General features: G+C 73.0%; 15 protein-coding genes. 4 read left to right on the forward strand and 11 right to left on the reverse strand.

The genetic code is table 11. From position 1 onward, the window contains the following. Positions 1 to 24 precede the first annotated feature (24 nt). Positions 25 to 720 carry a phosphatase PAP2 family protein gene (locus QM782_RS20050; protein ID WP_415204644.1) on the forward strand — a complete coding sequence of 232 codons (696 nt, stop codon included), beginning with the start codon at positions 25 to 27 and terminating at the stop codon, positions 718 to 720. After that, positions 717 to 2,393, forward strand: a complete 1,677-nt coding sequence (locus QM782_RS20055; RefSeq protein ID WP_415204645.1) for a phosphoethanolamine transferase — start codon at positions 717 to 719, stop codon at positions 2,391 to 2,393. The genes QM782_RS20050 and QM782_RS20055 overlap by 4 nt, the downstream gene beginning before the upstream one ends. Before the next feature lie 63 nt (positions 2,394 to 2,456). Here QM782_RS20055 and QM782_RS20060 read toward each other — a convergent pair whose 3' ends face one another. The 4 genes from QM782_RS20060 to QM782_RS20075 form a co-directional block, all read right to left on the reverse strand. Further along, positions 2,457 to 4,415, reverse strand: a complete 1,959-nt coding sequence (locus QM782_RS20060; RefSeq protein WP_415204646.1) for a gamma-glutamyltransferase family protein — start codon at positions 4,413 to 4,415, stop codon at positions 2,457 to 2,459. A 103-nt stretch (positions 4,416 to 4,518) separates the two neighbouring features. Continuing rightward, positions 4,519 to 5,427, reverse strand: a complete 909-nt coding sequence (locus QM782_RS20065) for a DMT family transporter (RefSeq protein WP_415204647.1) — start codon at positions 5,425 to 5,427, stop codon at positions 4,519 to 4,521. Then, on the reverse strand, positions 5,424 to 5,951 hold the full coding sequence (locus QM782_RS20070) for a methylated-DNA--[protein]-cysteine S-methyltransferase (protein ID WP_415204648.1): 528 nt from the start codon (positions 5,949 to 5,951) through the stop codon (positions 5,424 to 5,426). The genes QM782_RS20065 and QM782_RS20070 overlap by 4 nt, the downstream gene beginning before the upstream one ends. A gap of 171 nt (positions 5,952 to 6,122) precedes the next feature. Further along, on the reverse strand, positions 6,123 to 7,706 hold the full coding sequence (locus tag QM782_RS20075) for an AlkA N-terminal domain-containing protein (RefSeq protein ID WP_415204649.1): 1,584 nt from the start codon (positions 7,704 to 7,706) through the stop codon (positions 6,123 to 6,125). Between the two features lie 163 nt (positions 7,707 to 7,869). Between QM782_RS20075 and QM782_RS20080 the strand changes: the two genes are divergently transcribed. Together QM782_RS20080 and QM782_RS20085 are read left to right on the forward strand one after the other, a co-directional pair. Beyond that, a complete protein-coding gene (locus QM782_RS20080; RefSeq protein ID WP_415204650.1) occupies positions 7,870 to 8,166 on the forward strand; it encodes a hypothetical protein in 297 nt (98 codons plus the stop codon). A 9-nt stretch (positions 8,167 to 8,175) separates the two neighbouring features. Then, the gene (locus QM782_RS20085; RefSeq protein ID WP_415204651.1) at positions 8,176 to 8,433 is read left to right on the forward strand and encodes a hypothetical protein; all 258 of its coding nucleotides are present in this window, start codon (positions 8,176 to 8,178) and stop codon (positions 8,431 to 8,433) included. A gap of 22 nt (positions 8,434 to 8,455) precedes the next feature. Here QM782_RS20085 and QM782_RS20090 read toward each other — a convergent pair whose 3' ends face one another. The 7 genes from QM782_RS20090 to QM782_RS20120 form a co-directional block, all read right to left on the reverse strand. Continuing rightward, positions 8,456 to 9,379 (reverse strand): cation diffusion facilitator family transporter, encoded by a 924-nt coding sequence (locus QM782_RS20090; RefSeq protein WP_415204652.1) that lies wholly within the window; start codon positions 9,377 to 9,379, stop codon positions 8,456 to 8,458. Between the two features lie 74 nt (positions 9,380 to 9,453). Next, a complete protein-coding gene (locus tag QM782_RS20095; RefSeq protein ID WP_415204653.1) occupies positions 9,454 to 10,587 on the reverse strand; it encodes an ABC transporter substrate-binding protein in 1,134 nt (377 codons plus the stop codon). Positions 10,588 to 10,612: 25 nt separating this feature from the next. Beyond that, on the reverse strand, positions 10,613 to 11,212 hold the full coding sequence (locus tag QM782_RS20100) for a cysteine hydrolase family protein (protein ID WP_415204654.1): 600 nt from the start codon (positions 11,210 to 11,212) through the stop codon (positions 10,613 to 10,615). 207 nt (positions 11,213 to 11,419) lie between these two features. Then, the gene (malQ, locus tag QM782_RS20105; protein WP_415204655.1) at positions 11,420 to 12,925 is read right to left on the reverse strand and encodes a 4-alpha-glucanotransferase; all 1,506 of its coding nucleotides are present in this window, start codon (positions 12,923 to 12,925) and stop codon (positions 11,420 to 11,422) included. A 68-nt stretch (positions 12,926 to 12,993) separates the two neighbouring features. Next, on the reverse strand, positions 12,994 to 15,105 hold the full coding sequence (glgX, locus tag QM782_RS20110; protein ID WP_415204656.1) for a glycogen debranching protein GlgX: 2,112 nt from the start codon (positions 15,103 to 15,105) through the stop codon (positions 12,994 to 12,996). Next, entirely contained in the window at positions 15,102 to 17,024 is a 1,923-nt protein-coding gene (gene glgB / locus QM782_RS20115) for a 1,4-alpha-glucan branching protein GlgB (protein WP_415204657.1), read from the reverse strand. The genes glgX and glgB overlap by 4 nt, the downstream gene beginning before the upstream one ends. Then, a complete protein-coding gene (locus tag QM782_RS20120; RefSeq protein WP_415204658.1) occupies positions 17,021 to 19,465 on the reverse strand; it encodes a glycogen/starch/alpha-glucan phosphorylase in 2,445 nt (814 codons plus the stop codon). The genes glgB and QM782_RS20120 overlap by 4 nt, the downstream gene beginning before the upstream one ends. Between the last annotated feature and the right edge of the window lie 97 nt (positions 19,466 to 19,562).

Genomic DNA, 19,562 nt, shown 5'->3' on the forward strand with positions numbered 1-19,562 from the left:
AGCACGCGCCCGGAAGCTGCCGGCATGCGAGATCGGCGAGAGAGCTTTCCGTCCGCCGCGGCCGTGCTGCTGGCCCTGGCGATCCCGGTGCTGTGGGACCTGTCCGGCCTGGACATGGCGCTGGCGCAGCACATGGGCGATGCCGGCGGCTTCCCGCTGCGCGAGCAGTGGTGGCTGCGCCACGTGTTCCACGACGGCGCGCGCCGGCTGGCATGGGCGTTCGGCTGCGTGCTGTGCCTGGGCGTGGGCTGGCCGTTCGGGCCGTTGCGCCGGCTGCCGTTCGCGCGGCGGCTGCAGCTGGCCGTCTCGGTGCTGGTGGCCACGGCCAGCGTGTCGCTGCTCAAGGCCGGCAGCCACGTCAGCTGCCCCTGGGACCTGGCGGCCTTCGGCGGCGTCGCGCGCTACCAGTCGCACTGGCTCGGCTGGTTCAGCAGCGACGGCGGCGCGGGCCGCTGCTTCCCGGCCGGCCACGCCAGCGCCGGCTTCGCGTTCGTCGCCGGCTGGTTCGCGCTGCGGCGCGACCTGCCGCGCCTGGCCGGCTGGTGGCTGGCTGCGGCGCTGGCAGCCGGGCTGCTGCTCGGCCTGGTGCAGCAGCTGCGCGGCGCGCATTTCATGAGCCACACGCTGTGGACCGGCTGGGTCTGCTGGACGGCCGGCTGGGCGGTGGACCTGGCTTTCACGCGGGCGCGGCCCGCGCTTCGACCGGAACCTTCGCGATGATGCTTCGACGACCGATCTCCCCCCTGTGGCTGGTGCTGGCCGCCAGCGGCTGGATGACGCTGACCGGCAACGCCGCGCTGTGGCAGCGCATGGCGTCGCTGGGCCTGCTGGACGGGCGGCCCGGCTGGCTGTTCGGCGCCGGGCTGCTGCTGGCCGTATGGGCCTGCCTGGCGGCGCTGCTGGGCGCGCTGGCCTGGCGCGCGAGCCTCAAGCCGGTGGTCATCGTGCTGCTGTTCGTCACCGCGCTGGCCGGCCACTTCATGCTGCGCTACCGCGTGCTGATGGACCCCGGCATGCTGCTCAACGTGCTGCAGACCGACCGCCGCGAGGCCGGCGCGCTGATCAGCTGGCCGCTCGTGGCCAGCGTGCTCGGCCTGGCCGCCCTGCCGGCCTGGTGGGTCTGGCGCCAGCCGCTGGCCTACGGCCGGCTGCGGCGGCAGCTGTGGCGCAACCCGGCGTTCGCGCTGGCGGCGCTGGCGGCGTGCGCGGCGCTGGTGCTGGCGCTGTTCCAGCCGCTGGCGTCGGCCTCGCGCAACCACAAGGACCTGCGCTACCTGGTCAACCCGGCCTCGTCCATCGTCTCGGCCGCGCGGCTGGCGGCGCGGCCGCTGCAGCGCCCGCGCGGCCCGCTGCAGGCCATCGGCACGGACGCGCGCCTGCCCGCGCTGGCGGCCGGCATGGCGCCGGCGCGGCCGCGCCTGCTGCTGCTGGTGCTGGGCGAGACCGCGCGCAGCGACCACTTCGGCCTGAACGGCTACCCGCGGCCGACCACGCCGGCGCTGCAGCAGGCCGGGGTGCTGAGCTTTCGCAACGCCTGGTCCTGCGGCACCAGCACGGCCGAATCGGTGCCCTGCATGTTCTCGCACCTGCCGCGCGCGGAGTACCTGGCCCGCAGCGGCGACTACGAGACGCTGCTGGACGTGCTGCAGCGCGCCGGCCTGGCGGTGCTGTGGCTGGACAACCAGGCCGGCTGCAAGGGCGTGTGCGAGCGGGTGCCCAACGCAGTGGTGGACGCCGGCCGCTGCCCCGACGGCGAATGCCTGGACGGCGCGATGCTGGACGGGCTGGAGCAGCGCCTGGCCACGCTCGACCCGGCGCGGCGCGCGCGCGGCATCGTCGTCGTGCTGCACCAGATGGGCAGCCACGGCCCGGCCTACGCGCGCCGCTCGCCGCCCGAGGACAAGCGCTTCCTGCCCGAATGCACCAGCACCGCGTTGCAGGACTGCGACCACGCGGCGCTGATCAATGCCTACGACAACTCGATCGCCTACACCGACCGCTTCCTCGGCGAGGCCATCGCCTGGCTGCAGCGCAACCCGACCGGCACCGACAACGCGCTGATGTACGTGTCCGACCACGGCGAGTCGCTGGGCGAGGGCAACCTGTTCCTGCACGGCATGCCCTACGCGATCGCGCCGGACGTGCAGAAGCACGTGCCGTGGATTACCTGGCTGGCGCCGGGCTTCGCGCAGGCCGACGGCTTGTCGCCGGAATGCCTGCGCGGCCGGGCCGACACGCGCGTCTCGCACGACGACTACTTCCACTCGGTGCTGGGCCTGATGGCCGTGCAGACCAGCGCCTACCGGCTCGCGCACGACGCCTACGCGCCGTGCCGCGAGGAGGGGCAGTGGGCTGGGCAGCCGGCCGAGCCGCGGCCGGCGCGCGCGTCGTAGCCTGGGGGCGTGGTGCCCCGGTGGCAGCGCGGCGGCCCGGCGTTGGGGCCGCCGGACGGCTGGCTACAGCGCCCCGTCGCCGAGCACGATGCCTTCGCGGCGCGGGTCCACGCCGCCTTCGAGCATCCAGCGCCCGTCCTTCTGCACGCGCATGATCGTGGAGACGCCGCTGGACTGCGGCGATGTGGAGACCGTGTGGCCCAGCGCCTGCAGGCCGGCCACCAGCGCCGAGGTGTCCAGCGCGGTGTTGGACCCGTCGACGCTCGTCGTGGGGCTGTTGCTGGCGCCGAAGTCCACCAGCGAGGTCGCCTGCTGCGCGTCCAGGCCCCAGTCCAGCGCGCCGACCACGGTCTTCAGCACGTACTGGATGATGGTGCCGCCGCCGGGCGAGCCGGTGGCCATCAGGAAGTCGCCCGGCGCGGTGCCGCGGAACACCAGCGTGGGTGCCATCGTGCTGCGCGGGCGCTTGCCGGGCGCCACGCGGTTGGCGATCGGCGTGCCGTTGGCATCCACCGGCTGGGCCGAGAAGTCGGTCAGCTGGTTGGTCAGCAGGAAGCCGTTGGTCATGTGGAACGAGCCCATGCTCGACTCCACGGTCGAGGTGACCGAGGCCACGTTGCCGTAGGCGTCGACGATCGAGAAATGCGTGGTGCCGTTCTCCGGCGTGGTGTCGCGGCCCAGCGGCACGTCGCCCAGGTCGCCGGCGGCGGCCGTGCCCATGCTGCGGTTCATGTCGATCAGCGCGGCGCGGCTGCGCAGGTAGTTCTTGTCCAGCATGGTGGACACGCCGGCGCCCGGCAGCGGGATGTAGTCGGTGTCGGCCACGTACTTGTCGCGGTCGGCGTAGGCCAGGCGCTCGGCTTCGGACACCAGGTGCACGCCGGCCACGGCGGGCACGCCGCCTTCGTTGGCCGGGTTCAGCGGCGGGTACAGCGAGAGGTTGAAGTTCTCCAGGATGCCCAGTGTCTGCGCGATCGCGATGCCGCCGGAGGACGGCGGCGCCATCGTGCAGACGTAGTAGGCGTTGCGGTAGGTGGTGCAGACCGGGTCGCGCTTCTTGGGCTGGTAGCGGGCCAGGTCGGCCATGGTGATCAGGCCCGGCGTGATCGGCGTGCGCGCGGCGTCGTCGCCCACGCTCTGGCCGACCTTGGCGACGATGGCCTCGGCGATGGGGCCGGTGTGCAGCGCGTTGGCGCCCTGGGCGGCCAGCGCCTTGAGCGTCTCGGCATAGGGCTGGTTGGTGGTGGTGGTGCCGGCCGCCCTGGGCGTGCCGTCGGCGTTGAAGTAGGCGGCCACCGCGTTGGCGTCCAGCCGCAGGCTGGTGGCGCTGCCGCTGATGGCGTCGCCCATGCGCCGCGGGATCGCGTAGCCGGTGGCCGCCAGGGTGATGCCTTCGTCGAACAGCTGGTTCCAGCGCAGCCGGCCGTGCTCCTTCTGGGCCATCTCCAGCATGCGCATCACGCCCGGCACGCCGATCGAGCGGCCGCTGCGGCGTGCGCTGGGCACCGGCGCGGGCGAGCCGGCGTCGGCCTGGTCCTGGCGCACCAGGTAGTAGCCGGTGGCGGCCGCGGGGGCGGTCTCGCGGCCGTCGTAGGCGGTGACCTTCCTGCTGGACGCGTCGTAGTACAGCATGAACGCGCTGCCCGCGACGGTGCTGGACTGCGGTTCCACCAGCCCCAGCACGGCCTGCACCGCCACCGCCGCATCGGCCGCGGTACCGCCCGCGCGCAGCACCTCGCAGCCGGCCTTGGTGGCCAGCGGCGTGTTGGCCACGACCATGTAGCTGCTGGAGTACTTGGCCGTGTAGCCCAGCCGGTAGCCGGAGGACGGCTCGGGCGCCGCCGGGTCGCCGGCCTGGCCGGAGCCGACGATGACGGGCGAGCCGTTGCCCGCCAGGATCGAGCAGCTGTTGACGTTGGTGTCGACGATCAGCCCGTCGCCGTCGCCACCGCAGGCGGCGAGCAGGGCCGCGAGCGTGACGGGGGTGGCGATCCACAGGGTGGTGCGCAAGGGGGGTCTCATGGGGCGTCTTCTCCAGGGTTGAACGGGCCTGCGCACCGCGATGGGCGCAGGGGCGCATGGGAAGCACCGAATGTGCCAGTGGCCGCCCGGCGGCGCCTGGGGTTCAACCCTTGGCCGGCAGCCGCAGCGCGCCGGCCGCCAGCGCCGTGCCGAGCAGGATCAGCGCGCCGCAGCCCAGCATGGCCGGCGTCAGCGGTTCGTCCAGCAGCAGCGTGCCGTACAGCACGCCGAACACCGGCACGACGAAGGTGACCGTCAGCGTGCGCGCCGGGCCCATGCTGGCGATTAGCCGGAAGAACAGCACGTAGGCCAGCGCCGTGCACAGCACGCCCACGGCCGCCAGGCTGCCGATGGCCGCGGCGCTGGGCGCGCGCGCCGGCCACAGCCACAGCGCCGGCAGCGCCAGCCCCAGCGTGGCGCCGAGCTGGCTGCCGGTGGCCAGCACCAGCGGCGGCACCGTGCCGAGGTGGCGCTTGATGAAGCTGGCCGCCAGCGCGTAGCAGATGCAGGCCGCCAGGCAGGCCAGCACGGCCCAGCCGGTGGCCGCGGCGCCGGCCCGGGGCGTGAAGCTGGCCTTGTTCCAGGCCAGCAGCGCCACGCCGACGAAGCCCAGCGCCAGCCCCAGGCTGCGCGCGGCGCCGGGCCGCTCGTGCAGCCAGGCCCAGGCCACCAGGGCGCCGAACAGCGGCACGGTGGCATTCAGGATCGCCGACAGGCCGGTCGGGATGAACAGCACCGCATACGCGTACAGCGCGAACGGGATGCCCGAGTTCAGCACGCCGACGAACAGCACCGGCCAGCGGTGCCGCGCCAGTTCGCGCAGCAGGCCGCGCCGCCACAGCAGCGGCAGCAGGCAGGCCGCCGCGATGGCCACGCGCGCGGCCGCGGTCGGCAGCGGGCCGAGTTCCAGCGCGGCCTGGCGCATGAACAGGAAGGAGGCGCCCCACAGCGCCGACAGCGCCAGGAACTCGCCGATCCAGCGCGGCGGCGCGCCCGCGCTGCCGCCGCTCAAGCGGCCTCCCGCCGCAGCAGGGCCTGCGCCCGCTCCAGGCGCAGCAGTGCTTCCTTGCGCGCCAGGCCGCCGGCGTAGCCCGTCAGCGCGCCGCCGGCGCCCAGCACGCGGTGGCAGGGCACGACCACGCTGACCGGGTTGCGGCCGACCGCGGCGCCGACGGCGCGCGCCGCCGCCGGCCGGCCGAGCGCCGTGGCCAGCGCGCCGTAGCCGCTGGTGGCGCCCGGGCCGATGGCCAGCAGCGCCTGCCACACGGCCTGCTGGAAGGCGGTGCCGCCCGACAGGTCCAGCGGCAGGTCGAAGCGGCTGCGCTGGCCGGCGAAATACGCCTGCAGCTGCTGCCGGGCGGCCAGCAGCACCGGATGGCGCAGTGCCTGCGGCCAGCGCGCGATGGTGGCGGCGTCGGGCTGGTGGCGCTGGCCGTCGAACCAGGCGCCGTTCAGGCCGCGGTCGCTGGCCGCCAGCAGCATGGGGCCGAGCGGGGTGTCGATGTGCTGGCGCACCGTGGACGGATCGAATCGCATGGTGTCAGAAGCCGTGGATGAATCGACCGCGCCCACGACGGGGGGCGCCGGGCCGCAGGCCGCCGCCCTGGCGCGTGCCAGGGCACGGACTGCAACGCCTGCAGGTGGCTGGGCGTCCCCCGGCCCGCCGGGCCAGGCCCGGGGTGCGGCGATGAAGGTGCGGACAGGTGGTCATTGGGGGCCTCGTGGGGGTGTGGGCGGTGCGTGCATGGCTTCTTGCTCCTGGCAAGCCGGGGAAACGGAAGGGGAAGGCGCCGGCAGCGCCCAGGCGCGCAGCACGGCGTAGCTGCGCCAGGGCCGCCAGGCCTCGGCGGCGGCCTCGGCCGCGCGCGCCGGGTGGCGCTCGCCGCGCAGCTGCAGCGCGTTGTGCAGCGCCACGTCGCCAGCGGGAAAGGCGTCGGGCCAGCGCAGGGCGCGCATCGCGACGTACTGCGCGGTCCAGTCGCCGATGCCCGGCAGCGCACGCAGCACGGCCACGGTGGCCGGCACGTCGGCGCCGGGGTGCAGCGCCAGCCCGCCGATCACGGCGCGCGCCAGCGCCAGGATCGCGGCCTGGCGCTGGCGCACGATGCCCAGGGCGCCCAGCGCCTCGGCCGCGCCGTCGCCCAGCACGGCCAGCTGCTCGGCGGTGGGGAACAAATGCGTGAGGCCGGGCAGCGGCGTCGCGATCGGCGCACCCAGCCGCGCCGCCAGCCGGCTGGCCAGCGTGCGCGCGGCGGCCACCGTCACCTGCTGGCCCAGCACCGCGCGCACGGCCAGCTCGAAGCCGTCCAGGCAGCCCGGCACGCGCAGGCCTGCGCCGTGCGGAAAGCGCGCGCCCAGCACGGCGTGGATGGCCTCGGGGTCGGCGTCGAGGTCCAGCAGCGCGCGCACGCGGCGGATCAGCTGCGGCAGCGCGCCGTGCAGGCTGTCCGACACCTGCAGCTGCACCTGGTGGCGCTGCGGCGCGAAGCGCAGCTGCAGCCAGCCGGCCTGCACCGTGCCGCCGCCGCGCCACTGCCAGGTGCGCGCGAACGCGGGCTGCGCCCCCAGGTCCACCCGCTCCACGCCCGGGATCTGGCGCGCCGCGAGGAAGTCCAGCATCGCCTGCCAGTCGTAGGGCGGCCGGTAGCCCAGCCGCACCGTGCTGGCCTGGCCCTCGGGCCGGCCGCCGGCGCGGCGCAGCGCGCCGGGGCTCATGCCGTAGTGCGCCAGGAAGGCCGCGTTGAAGCGGCGCAGGCTGCGGAAGCCGCTGGCGGCGGCGACCTGCGCGACCGGCAGGCCGGTGTCGGCCAGCAGCTGCTTGGCCGCCAGCAGCCGGCGCGTCTGCAGGTACTGCAGCGGCGAGACGCCGAACTGCGCCTCGAAGATGCGGCGCACGTGGCGGTCGCTCACGCCCAGCCGCGCGGCCAGGGCCTGGGCCGTGGGGCCGTCCTCGGGCCAGGCCTCCGGCTCGTCCAGCAGCCGGGCGGCCTGGCTGGCCAGGATGCCGGCCGCATCCTGCGCGGACCAGGCCAGCGCCTGCGGCGCCAGCTCGGGCCGGCAGCGCAGGCAGGGGCGGAAGCCCGCCCGCTCGGCCTGCGCCGCATGCTCGAAGAAGCGGCAGTTCTCGCGCCGCGGCGTCTTCACGCCGCAGACCGGCCGGCAGTAGATGCCGGTGCTGGTCACGCCGGTGAAGAAGCGCCCGTCGAAGCGCGCGTCGCGGGCAGCCAGCGCGCGGTAGCGCGCGTCGTCCAGCGGCGAGGATCCGGCGGGAGGAAAGGGCGGGGCGGCCATGGCGGCATCATAGGCAGCGCCGCCGCCGCGGACTGGCCGTTTCCGGACCTCGGCATCGCCCGCCCGACGCTACCTCGCGGCCTCGGCCGACAGCGATGCCGCCCCCACCGGCGCGAACATCCCGGCTGCACCATCCCTGGACCCTTGGACGAGGAGGCTCCCGATGAGCGAATACCGCGTGACCGCCGTGTGCTACCGCAGCCAGCAGCTGACGGCGCTGCAGCTGGGGGAGGGCGAGGGCCCCGGCCAGTGGACGCAGGAGCCGCACGAGGCCGGCGTGGACGAGGTCGTCGCCCGCATCCGGGCCGGCGACACCGTGTGCGCGCTGCTGCGCGACGAGACGCGCGTGGACGTCGGCCCGCGCCTGAAGGTGGTCGAGGACGAGCAGGGCCAGCCCACGCTGGCGCTGGACAACCTGCCCGACGACTGCCTGGAACTGGCCGACCTGGAGCGCTTCTAGGAGGCCGCCATGCGCAAGCCGCTGAACCACGTGCAGTACCTGGCCGAGCTGAACCAGCGGCTGTGGGCCGACCCGGCGTTCTGCGAGGGCATGGCCTTCCGCCTCTACCCCGACGGCAAGATCGGCGGCTACCTGCGCGACGCCGACACGGCGGGCAGCTGCACCATCCCGGCGGTGTTCGCGCGCATCCAGGCGCAGGTTGAGCGCGAGTTCGAGCTGGTGGTGCCGATGGCCACCATGCCGGTGCCGCAGGGCCTGCTGGCCTGAACCGGGGCACTGGGCCGGGACATTAGGGCGAGGGCGCGTGGACCGCCCGCGTCTCCATGCCCAGCGGCAGCAGCTGGATCGTGGTGTACAGGTCGGGCACGGCGTGCATCAGCGCGGCCTCGATCTCGTCGCGCAACCGCGCCGCGCGCGCCAGGCTCCAGCCGCCGGGCACGTGCAGGTGCAGCTCCGCGTAGCGCCGGTGGCCGGCGCCGCGCGTGGCGACGTGGTCGATGCGGATGCCGGCGGCGGCCTCGCGCTGCACGAAGCCGCGCAGCACGGCGTCGATCTGCGCGGCCAGCGCCGGCTCCAGCGCCGCGTCCATCAGCCCCTGCGAGGACCGCCACACCAGCCGGGCGCCCTCGCGCGCGATGTTCAGCGCCACCGCCAGGCCGATCAGCGGGTCCAGCCAGTGCCAGCCGGTGGCCAGCGCGGCCAGCAGGCCCGCGACCACGCCGGCGGAGGTCCAGACGTCGGTCATCAGGTGGCGCGCGTCGCCCTCCAGCGCGACCGAGCGGGCGGCCCGCGCGCCGCGGAACAGCGCCCCGGCCAGCGCGGCGTTCAGCACGGCGCTGGCCACCGACAGGGCCAGGCCCAGGTCCAGCGGCCCCAGCGGCTGCGGCAGCAGCAACCGGTGCGCCGAGGCCCAGACGATGCCGACGGCCGCGCCGAGGACCAGCAGCCCTTCGAAGCCGGACGAGAAATACTCGGCCTTGTGGTGGCCGTAGTTGTGGCCGGTGTCGGCCGGCCGCCGCGCGACCTGGACCATCCACAGCGCGAACAGCGCGCCGGCCAGGTTCACGAACGATTCCATCGCGTCGGACAGCAGGCCGATCGAGCCGGTCAGCGCCCAGGCTGCGCTCTTCAGCGCGATGGTGGCCACTGCCCCGAGGGCGGACAGCTTGAGCAGCCCGGCGGGGCCGATGGGCAGGAGCGATGGCAAGGACACCCGGGGATTGTGGCGAAGCAGGGGCGGGGTGCCGCGCGGGCAGGACGGCGACCGCCTCCTCCATCGCCTGCCTGTCAAGGCGCGGCGATGAATTTTCCGGCCTTGACCTCCAGTACGACCGCACCGTAGTTGCCATTGCGGTCCTTGTGGTTCCAGACGCCGTTGCCAACGACCACCGGTACGTCGCGCAGGTTGGTCAGCGCGACACGTACCTTCTCCGGCGTCGGGTCGGGACTCGCATCCTTGATGGCCTTCAACGCCACCAGTCCCAGCGAATAGCCCAGCGCAGCGAAGGAGTCCGGCGTCGTCTTGTAGCGTTCCAGATAGGCACTTTCGAATGCCTTGTTCAACGGACGATCCAGGCCCGGAACGAACTCGCCGATCCCCTGTGCTCCTTCGATCGTCTGGCCGCCGATCTCCACCAGGCGGGGCGTCATCACGCCGACGGTGCCGAAGAACCGGACCGACTGCGGCATGCCCGCACGCCGGAACTGCACCATGATGTTCGCGGCCTGCTCCGCGTAGTTGGAGATGAAGATGCCGTCCAGATTCATCGCCATGAGCTTGGTGAACAGCGGTTGGAAATTCGCTTCCTTGGCGGACACCACCTCTTCCGCGACCACCGTGCCGCCACCATCCTTGAATGTCTTGGCGAAGACATTCTTGTATTCGACCAGCCCGTCATTGCCGGAGTCGTAGATCATCGCCATCCTGCGCACCGGCGTTTTCTCCAATGCGTACCTGGCCAGCAACGGCACCGACTCGGTGCCGCTTTGCTGGATCTTGAATGCCCAGGGACTGTTCGCGGTGATGGCATTGGAGGTTCCGAAGCTGAGCATCGGCGTCTTGCCCTCGTTGAAGATGTAGCTCACAGCCACGGCTTCGGGCGAGGCCGTGGGCCCCAATGCCAGGACGACCTTGTGCCGCTGGATGGCCTGGCCTGCAAGACTGATGGCCTGGGGCTTCTCGGCGGCGTAGTCGCCCTCGATGAGTTTGATCTTCGCCTTGCCGAGATAGCCGTCGTCGTTGGCCTGATCGATCGCGAGCCGGATGCCGTTCATCTCGGGCACGCCGGCGTAGGCCGTCGCGCCCGTCAGGGAAGAGATCGCCATCACGGGGATCTCCTGCGCGCCGACCCACGGGGGAACGGCTGCCAATACCCAGGCGCCTGCCAATAGGACTACGGCCTGCTTGCGAAAATGCTGCATGTTGTCTCCTGCTGATGAAGTCGATCTAGGCCCGACGCAACAGTGCCGCGAATTGCTCGACGGTGAGAACTTCCGCGGTATTGCCCGCCATCACCGACAAGCCTGCCGCGGTGATCTGGTCTCCGTCCCACGCGCCCCAGCCCCGGTCCGCGACGGAACCTGCCACGCAGGCATCGCCAAGGACCACGGTGCGGTACTCGTGCGCGCATGCGTCGCGGGCGGTGCTGATCACGCAGCTCGACGTGGCCAGTCCTGCAATCACGACCGTGTCGATGCGCTGGCTGCGCAGCACGATGTCCAGGTCGGTGCCGAAGAAGGTGCTGTGCCGCCGCTTCTTGATCACGAGCTCGTCCGCGTTCGGACGCAATTCATCGCAGATCTCCGCCCCTGGCGTGCCCTCGATCAGGGCACGGCGTTCGCGGATGGCGGGATACCGGTCGGCGAACCGGCCCATGTCGCGTCCGTCCGCCCGGTGCGCGTGCATGGCGAAGACCACCAGCATGGCTGCGGCACGCGCCAGTTCGAGGGCGCGCCGGTTGGGTTCGATGGCTGCACGGGCTTGGGGGAAGAACATCGGAGCGCCGACGTCGACGTTGTCCTTCTGCATGTCGATGACGATCAACACGGCCCTGGCAGGTTCGATGCGAGGCAAAAGCATAATGCATTGTGTATTCTTGAAATATGCTGTCAAGCAGGCGCCGCCCTGGGAAAACCCGGCGAAGCTGCCGCCACGGCGCGTTGGCGGCACCGACCGATGTGCCAAGCCGCGCACCAGCGATGGCCGGTGGTGTGATCTGCGGCGGCGCTTGGCCGCCGCGCAGGCGCCGGCCGTTCAGCCGCGCCCGTACAGCCGCGTCAGCGCCGCCAGCCGCTCGGCGTGCGCGGGCTGCACCATGTCCCAGCCGAAGCGCCAGGCCCAGTGGCCGTCGGCCTCGCCGGGCAGGTTCATGCGGTGCTCGGAGGGCAGGCCCAGCACGTCCTGCAGCGGGGCGATGGCGGTGTCGGCCACGCTGGCCCAGGCGGCGCGGAGCATGGCCCAGTGGATGCCGGTGTCGAGCTCGGCGGCCGCGTGGCCCAGGTAGCGCGCCGCGTGCTCGCGCTCGCCGGCGCCGGCCGCGCGCCACCAGCCCAGCGTGGTGTCGTTGTCGTGCGTGCCGGTGTAGACCACGGTGTCGGGCGCGTAGTTGTGCGGCAGGTAGGGGTTGTCGGGCTTGCCGTCGAACGCGAACTGCAGCACGCGCATGCCGGGGAACCCGGTGGCGTGGCGCAGCGCGTCCACGTCGGGCGTGATGACGCCCAGGTCCTCGGCGATCACCGGCAGCGGGCCGAGCGCGGCGGCGATGGCCTCGAACAGCGCCGGCCCGGGGCCGGGCACCCAGCGGCCGTGGATGGCGGTGGGCTCGGCGGCCGGGATCTCCCAGTACGCCGCGAAGCCGCGGAAATGGTCGATGCGCACCACGTCCACCAGCGCGAAGGTGTGGCGGATGCGCTCGGTCCACCAGGCGTAGCCGTCGGCGGCGTGCGCGCTCCAGCGGTACAGCGGGTTGCCCCAGCGCTGGCCGGTGGCGCTGAAGTAGTCCGGCGGCACGCCGGCCACGACGCGCTGGCGGCCGTCGGCGTCCAGCTCGAACAGGTCCTGCCGCGCCCAGGCGTCGGCGCTCTGCGGCGCGATGAAGATCGGCGCGTCGCCGACGATGGACACGCCGCGCACGTTGGCATAGGCGCGCAGCCGGCCCCACTGCGCGAAGAACTGCCACTGCGCGAAGCGCCAGAACGCCAGCCGGCCGGCATGCTGCAGCGCGGCCTCGCGCAGCACGCCGGGGTCGCGCCGCGCCAGCGCGGCCGGCCAGTCGGCCCAGTCGCGGCCCGGCTGCGCCTCGGCCAGTGCCATGAACAGCGCGTAGTCCTCCAGCCAGTGCGCATGCCGGGCGCAGAAGGCGTCGTGCGCGGCGCGCTGCTCGGGCGTGGCGCGCTCGGCGAAGCCGGCCGCCGCCAGCGCCAGCCGCTGCATGCGCCAGGGGACCATGGCGGCGTAGTCCACGCGGGCGTCGGCGAAGCGGCCGGCGGGCACGTCCAGGTCGCCGGCCTGCAGCCAGCCCTGGGCGGCCAGGTCCGCCAGGTCCACCAGCAGCACGTTGCCGGCGAAGGCCGAGGGGCTCATGTACGGCGAGTTGCCGGGGCCGATGCCGGTCAGCGGCAGGATCTGCCAGAGCTTCTGGCCGGCCGCGACCAGCCAGTTCACGAAGTGGTAGGCCGCGGGGCCGAGGTCGCCGCCGCCGTGCGGGCCGGGCAGGCTGGTGGGGTGGAGCAGGATGCCGCTGGCGCGGGGGAGTCGCATGGGAACGTCGGCTTCGGATGGAGGGGTGGAGGGAGCCGGCCGGCCGGCAGCGCCGGATGCCGGGAGGATCAGCCGAGCTGGATGCCGGCGCCCTCGGCCGCCAGCAGCGACAGGCTCAGCGCCGGCAGCGGATAGGGCTGCTCGCCCTGGCCGTACCAGCGCGAGCGGCCTGCGGGGTCGGCGGTGTCGAGCAGGCCGCGCCAGACGCCGGCGGGCAGCAGGAAGCCGGCGTCGGCTGTGCCGCCGTTGACCAGCAGCAGCAGCGGCGCCTTGGCGCGGCCGGGCTTGCCGATCAGGCAGCCCAGCACGCGCTGGCCGGGGGCCTGCCAGGCCTCGCCGGCCAGCGGGCTGCCGTCGGCCTGCAGCCAGCTCAGGTCGTGCAGGCCCAGCGGGTCGGACAGGCCGCTGTACCAGTGGCTGCCGAAGGGCCCGGCCAGGCGGCGCAGCGCCAGCACCCGGGCCGTGAAGTCGGTCAGCTGCGGATCGGCGCGGTCCCAGGCGATCCAGGTGGTCGCGTTGTCCTGGCAATAGGGGTTGTTGTTGCCGCCCTGGCTGTGGCCCAGCTCGTCGCCGGCGGCCAGCATCGGCGTGCCCTGGGCCAGCAGCGCGCTGGCCAGCAGCGCGCGCTGCAGCTTGCCGCGCAGTGCCAGCACCTGCGGGTCGCCGCTCGGCCCTTCGACGCCGCAGTTGAAGCTCAGGTTGTGGCCGTGGCCGTCGCGGTTCTGTTCGCCGTTGGCCTCGTTGTGGCGCTGGTCGTAGGCGACCAGGTCGGCCAGCGTGAAGCCGTCGTGCGAGACGACGTAGTTGACCGATTCGGCCGGCGGCCGGTTGCGCGGCTGGTACAGGTCGGACGAGCCGCATAGGCGCAGCGCGAATTCGCCGCGCGCGGCGGCGCCCTCGCGTCCGGCGGCCGGCAGCATCCAGAACGCGCGCATGCTGTCGCGGAACTTGTCGTTCCACTCCAGCCAGCCGCGCGGAAAGCCGCCGACCTGGTAGCCGCCGGGGCCGATGTCCCAGGGCTCGGCGATCATCTTCACGCGCGAGAGCAGCGGGTCCTGCGCGACCGCCGCGAAGAAGGCGCCGCGCGCGTCGAAGCCGTGCTCGCCGCGGCCCAGCACCACGGCCAGGTCGAAGCGGAAGCCGTCGACGTGGAACTCGGCCACCCAGTGGCGCAGGCTGTCCATGACCAGCTGCAGCACGCGCGGCGAGCGGATGTCCAGCGTGTTGCCGCAGCCGGTGTGGTTCTCGTACAGCGCCCGGTGCTCGGGCGGCAGGCGGTAGTACAGCGCGTTGTCCAGGCCGCGGAAGGACAGCGTGGGCCCGTTCTCGTCGGTCTCGGCGGTGTGGTTGTAGACCACGTCCAGCAGCACCTCGATGCCGGCCGCGTGCAGCGCGCGCACCATGGCGCGGAATTCCTCGCGCTGGGCCGCGCCCTCGCGCGCGGCGGCCAGGCGCGGCGCCGGGCAGAAGAAGCCCAGCGTGTTGTAGCCCCAGTAGTTGCCCAGGCCCAGGCGCACCAGGCGCTGCTCGTCCAGCGCGTAGTGCACCGGCAGCAGGCTGACGGCGGTGACGCCCAGGCGCTGCAGGTGGCCGATCGAGGCCGGGTGCGCGAGGCCGGCGTAGGTGCCCCGCAGGGGCTCGGGCACGGCCGGGTTGGCCTTGCTGAAGCCGCGCACGTGCAGTTCGTAGAGCACGGTGTCGGCCAGCGGCGTGCGCGGCGGCTCGTCGCCGCCCCAGTCCGCGTCATCGTGCACCACGCGGGCCTTCAGCGCCCAGGGGGCGTTGTCGGTCTGGTCCATGTGCAGCGGGTGGCGCAGGTCGGCGCCGAAGTGCTCGTCGCGCCAGGCGAACGTGCCGACGATCTCGCGCGCGTACGGGTCCAGCAGCAGCTTGAACGGGTTGAAGCGGTGGCCCTGGTCGGGTCGCCAGGGGCCGTGCGCGCGCAGGCCGTAGACCAGGCCGGGCAGGGCGCCGGGCAGGTAGCCGTGCCAGACGTCGTGGCTGCGGCCGGGCAGGGCGATGCGGGCGGTCTCGTGCTGTCCGTCGGCGCCGTACAGGCACAGCTCGATCGCCTGCGCGTGCTCGGAGGCCACGGCGAAGTTCACGCCCCGGCCGTCGAACGTGGCGCCCAGCGGCCAGGGGCGGCCGGGCTGCAGGGCGTGGGGGTCGGGCTTCCTCAAGGCGTCCACTCCATGAAGACGGTGGCCAGCGGCGGCAGCGTCAGCAGCACCGAGTGCGAGCGGCCGTGCGCGGGGATGGGCTCGGTGCCGGCCACGCCCCAGGGCGTGCCGGCGTTGCTGCCGCCGTAGTAGACCGAGTCGGTGTTCAGCCGCTCGTGGTAGCGGCCCGGGCGTGGCACGCCCAGCCGCCAGTCGCGCCGCACCACGGGCGTGAGGTTGCAGACCACCAGCATCAGCTGCCCGTCCTCGCGGCCGTGGCGGGCGAAGGCATAGGTGCTGTGCTGGGCGTCGTCGGCCTCCAGCCACTCGAAGCCGGCCGGATCGTGGTCCAGCGCGTGCAGCGCCGGGTAGTGGCGCAGCACGCGGTTCAGGTCGCGCACCAGCTGCTGCACGCCGGCGTGCAGGCCGTCGCCCAGCAGGTGCCAGTCCAGGCTCTGGCCGTGGTCCCACTCGCGCTGCTGGGCGAACTCGCCGCCCATGAACAGCAGCTTCTTGCCGGGATGGCCCCACATGTAGCCGTACAGCGCGCGCAGGTTGGCGAACTGCTGCCAGCGGTCGCCCGGCATGCGCGCCAGCAGCGAGCCCTTGCCGTGCACCACCTCGTCGTGCGAGAGCGGCAGCACGAACTGCTCGCTGTAGGCGTAGACCATGCTGAAGGTCAGCTCGTGGTGGTGGTGGCGGCGGTGCGCCGGGTCGCGGCCGAAGTAGCGCAGCGTGTCGTGCATCCAGCCCATGTTCCACTTGTAGTGGAAGCCCAGACCGCCGGCGAAGGTCGGGCGCGAGACGCCGAGGAAGGAGGTGGACTCCTCGGCCAGGGTGACGGCCTCGGGCCGCTGGCCGCCGACGGTCTCGTTCAGGCGCTTGAGGAAGTCGATCGCCTCCAGGTTCTCGCGGCCGCCGTGGCGGTTCGGGATCCACTGGCCGGACGGACGGCTGTAGTCGCGGTACAGCATGGAGGCCACGGCGTCCACGCGCAGGCCGTCCACGCCGTAGCGTTCCAGCCAGTACAGCGCGTTGCTCACCAGGAAGTTGCGCACCTCGGTGCGGCCGAAGTTGTAGATCAGCGTGTTCCAGTCGTGGTGGAAGCCCTCGCGCGGGTCGGCGTGCTCGTACAGCGCCGTGCCGTCGAAGCGCGCCAGGCCGTGCGCGTCGGCCGGGAAGTGCGCCGGCACCCAGTCCAGCAGCACGCCCAGGCCCTGGTCGTGGGCCCTGCGCACGAAGCGGTGCAGGCCGGCCGGCTCGCCGAAGCGCGAGGTCGGCGCGAACAGGCCGATCGGCTGGTAGCCCCAGGAGCCGTCGAACGGGTGCTCGCTGACCGGCAGCAGCTCCAGGTGGGTGAAGCCCAGGTCCAGCGCGTAGGGGATCAGCGTGTCGGCCAGTTCGTCCCAGTCGAGCCAGCGGCCGCCTTCCTCCGGGCGGCGGCGCCAGCTGGCCAGGTGCACCTCGTAGATCGACATCGGCGCGTCGTGCGCGTTGGCGCGCTGGCGCTGCGGGCTCGGCGGCACGGGCGCCGGCAGCTCGGCGACGACGCTGGCGGTCTCGGGCCGCAGCTGGGCGGCCAGCGCGTAGGGGTCGGCCTTCAGCGGCAGCAGCCGGCCGTCGCGGTCTTCCAGCTCGTACTTGTAGAGCGCGCCGGGCCCGACGCTGGGGATGAACACCTCCCAGATGCCGGCGCCCTCGCGCAGGCGCATCGGGTGGCGGCGGCCGTCCCAGGCGTTGAAGTCGCCGACCACGCTGGCGCGCCGCGCGTTCGGCGCCCACACCGCGAAGCGCGTGCCGGCCGTGCCCTGCAGCACCAGCGGATGCGCACCCAGCACCGCGTAGGGCCGCAGGTGCGTGCCCTCGGCCAGCAGCCAGAGGTCGGTGTCGGAAATCAGGAAGGCGTCGTCTGCGGCTGGTCCGGGGCGTGGCTGGGTCATGGCTTGGGTTCGATGCGCCAGATCTGCCTGGCGTACTGCCGGATCGTACGGTCCGACGAGAACACGCCCATGCCGGCCACGTTGAGGATGGCGCGCCGGCACCATTCGGAGGGCTGGCGGTACAGCGCGTCGACCCGGGCCTGCGTGGCCACGTAGTCGGCGTAGTCGGCCAGCAGCATGTAGTGGTCGCCGCCCCACAGCAGCGCGTCGACGACGCCGCGGTAGCGGCCCGGCTCGCCGGGGGAGAACTGCTCGCCGGCGATGGCGTCCAGCACGGCCTTCAGGTCGGGCTGGCCCTCGTAGTGGCGCATCGGCTGGTAGCCGCTGGCGCGCAGCGCCTGCACCTCGGGCGTCTTCAGCCCGAAGATGAAGATGTTCTCGTCGCCCACGGCCTCGCGGATCTCGATGTTGGCGCCGTCGTCGGTGCCGATGGTCAGCGCGCCGTTCAGCGCCAGCTTCATGTTGCCGGTTCCGGAGGCCTCGGTGCCGGCGGTGGAGATCTGCTCGGACAGGTCGGCGCCGGGCATGATGGTCTCGGCCACCGAGACGCCGTAGTTCGGGATGAACACCAGCTTGAGCAGGTCGCCCACGCGCGGGTCGTTGTTGATCACGCGGCCGGCGTCGTGGATCAGCCGGATGATCTGCTTGGCCATGTGGTAGCTCGATGCGGCCTTGCCCGCCAGCACCACCACGCGCGGCACCCAGCCGTGGCCGTCCGGCCCGGCCGGGTTGGCCAGGATGGCCTGGTAGCGGCCGACCACGTGCAGCACGTTCAGCAGCTGGCGCTTGTACTCGTGGATGCGCTTGACCTGCACGTCGAACAGGCTGTCGGGGCTGACCTGCACGCCGGTGGTGCGGGCGATCAGCGTGGCCAGGCGGGCCTTGTTGGCGCGCTTGGCGTCCATGAACTCGGCCTGCACGGCCGCGTCGCCGGCCAGCGCGCCCAGCTTGGCGATCTCGTCCAGGTCGCGCCGCCAGCCGGTGCCGATGTGGCGGTCCAGCAGGCCGGACAGGCCGGGATTGGCCTGCGCCAGCCAGCGCCGCGGCGTGACGCCGTTGGTCATGTTGGTGAAGCGCTCGGGCCACAGCGCGGCGAAGTCCGCGAAGATGGTCTGCACCAGCAGGTCCGAGTGCAGCTTGGACACGCCGTTGACCTTGTGGCTGCCGACGATGGACAGGTTGGCCATGCGCACGCGGCGCTCGCCGGCCTCGTCGATCAGCGACAGCCGCGCCAGGAAGCCGTTGTCGCCGGGGCGCTGGGCGGCGGCGAAGTCCAGGAACTCCTTGTTGATGCGGAAGATGATCTCCAGGTGGCGCGGCAGCACGTGCTGCATCAGGCCCACCGGCCAGGTCTCCAGCGCCTCGGGCATCAGCGTGTGGTTGGTGTAGGAGAAGGTGCGCCGGCAGATCGCCCAGGCCGGCGCCCAGGCGATGTCCTGCTCGTCCACCAGCACGCGCATCAGCTCGGCCACGGCGATGGCCGGGTGCGTGTCGTTCAGGTGGATGGCCACGTGGTCGGCCAGGTTGGACAGCGTGCCGTGCTCGTCCAGGTGGCGGCGCACCAGGTCCTGCACCGAGGCGGCGACGAAGAAGTACTCCTGCTTCAGGCGCAGCTCGCGGCCGGCCGGCGTGCTGTCGTTGGGGTACAGCACCCAGGAGATGTTCTCGTACTCGTTCTTGGCCGTGGCGGCGCGCTGGTAGTCGCCGGTGTTGAAGGCGTTCAGGTCGATGTGAGAGGGCGCGGTGGCCTTCCACAGGCGCAGCGTGCTGACCTTCTTGGTGCCGTGGCCGGGGATCACCATGTCGTAGGCCTTGGCCTCGACCTCGCCGGCCGGCCGCCAGACGGCCTTGCCGTCCACGTGCTCGACCCAGCCGCCGAAGCGCACCGGGTAGTGGATCTCCCAGCGCGGGAACTCCCAGGGCGTGCCGTCGGCCAGCCAGGGGTCCGGGTGCTCGATCTGCTGGCCGTTGTGGATCTCCTGCGCGAACATGCCGTACTCGTAGCGGATGCCGTAGCCGAAGGAGGGCAGGCCCAGCGTGGCCATGGAATCGAGGAAGCAGGCCGCCAGGCGGCCCAGGCCGCCGTTGCCCAGCGCGGCGTCGGGCTCGTGGTCGGCCACGTCCTCCATGGCCTGGGCGTGGGCGCCCAGCGCCTCGGCCGCGCCGTCGGTCTGGCCCAGCGCGGCCAGCGCGTTGGACAGCGTGCGGCCGATCAGGAATTCCATCGACAGGTAGTAGACGCGGCGCGCGCGCACGCCGTGCTCGGCGGCCTGCGTCTGCACCCAGCGCTGCGACAGCTCGGCGCGCGCGACCTGCGAGACGGCGTGCATCAGGTCGGTGGAGCTGGCGCGGGCCGGGGCCACGCCGACGGTGTGCAGCAGGTGGTCCTCGGTGCGGGCGGCGAAGCCGAGGGGCAGGGGGGAAGCTTGTGTTGGGCTCATGGCGGTTTCTCTTGTGGGCGTGGCGCGGCGCGGGCCGCCGAGACCGGGGCGGCAAGCATGGTCCATGCCAGTGGAGCGCGCGATTCTCGCGTCATCC

This window comes from Pseudorhodoferax sp., assembly GCF_047601025.1.
Taxonomy (GTDB): domain Bacteria; phylum Pseudomonadota; class Gammaproteobacteria; order Burkholderiales; family Burkholderiaceae_C; genus Pseudorhodoferax.

Excerpts from the sequence above, each read along its gene's own strand:
- QM782_RS20050 (WP_415204644.1), top strand. The coding sequence starts at position 25 with ATGCGAGATCGGCGAGAGAGCTTTCCGTCCGCCGCGGCCGTGCTGCTG.
- QM782_RS20055 (WP_415204645.1), top strand. The coding sequence starts at position 717 with ATGATGCTTCGACGACCGATCTCCCCCCTGTGGCTGGTGCTGGCCGCC.
- QM782_RS20060 (WP_415204646.1), bottom strand. The coding sequence starts at position 4,415 with ATGAGACCCCCCTTGCGCACCACCCTGTGGATCGCCACCCCCGTCACG.
- QM782_RS20070 (WP_415204648.1), bottom strand. The coding sequence starts at position 5,951 with ATGCGATTCGATCCGTCCACGGTGCGCCAGCACATCGACACCCCGCTC.
- QM782_RS20075 (WP_415204649.1), bottom strand. The coding sequence starts at position 7,706 with ATGGCCGCCCCGCCCTTTCCTCCCGCCGGATCCTCGCCGCTGGACGAC.
- QM782_RS20080 (WP_415204650.1), top strand. The coding sequence starts at position 7,870 with ATGAGCGAATACCGCGTGACCGCCGTGTGCTACCGCAGCCAGCAGCTG.
- QM782_RS20085 (WP_415204651.1), top strand. The coding sequence starts at position 8,176 with ATGCGCAAGCCGCTGAACCACGTGCAGTACCTGGCCGAGCTGAACCAG.
- QM782_RS20095 (WP_415204653.1), bottom strand. The coding sequence starts at position 10,587 with ATGCAGCATTTTCGCAAGCAGGCCGTAGTCCTATTGGCAGGCGCCTGG.
- malQ (WP_415204655.1), bottom strand. The coding sequence starts at position 12,925 with ATGCGACTCCCCCGCGCCAGCGGCATCCTGCTCCACCCCACCAGCCTG.
- glgB (WP_415204657.1), bottom strand. The coding sequence starts at position 17,024 with ATGACCCAGCCACGCCCCGGACCAGCCGCAGACGACGCCTTCCTGATT.
- QM782_RS20120 (WP_415204658.1), bottom strand. The coding sequence starts at position 19,465 with ATGAGCCCAACACAAGCTTCCCCCCTGCCCCTCGGCTTCGCCGCCCGC.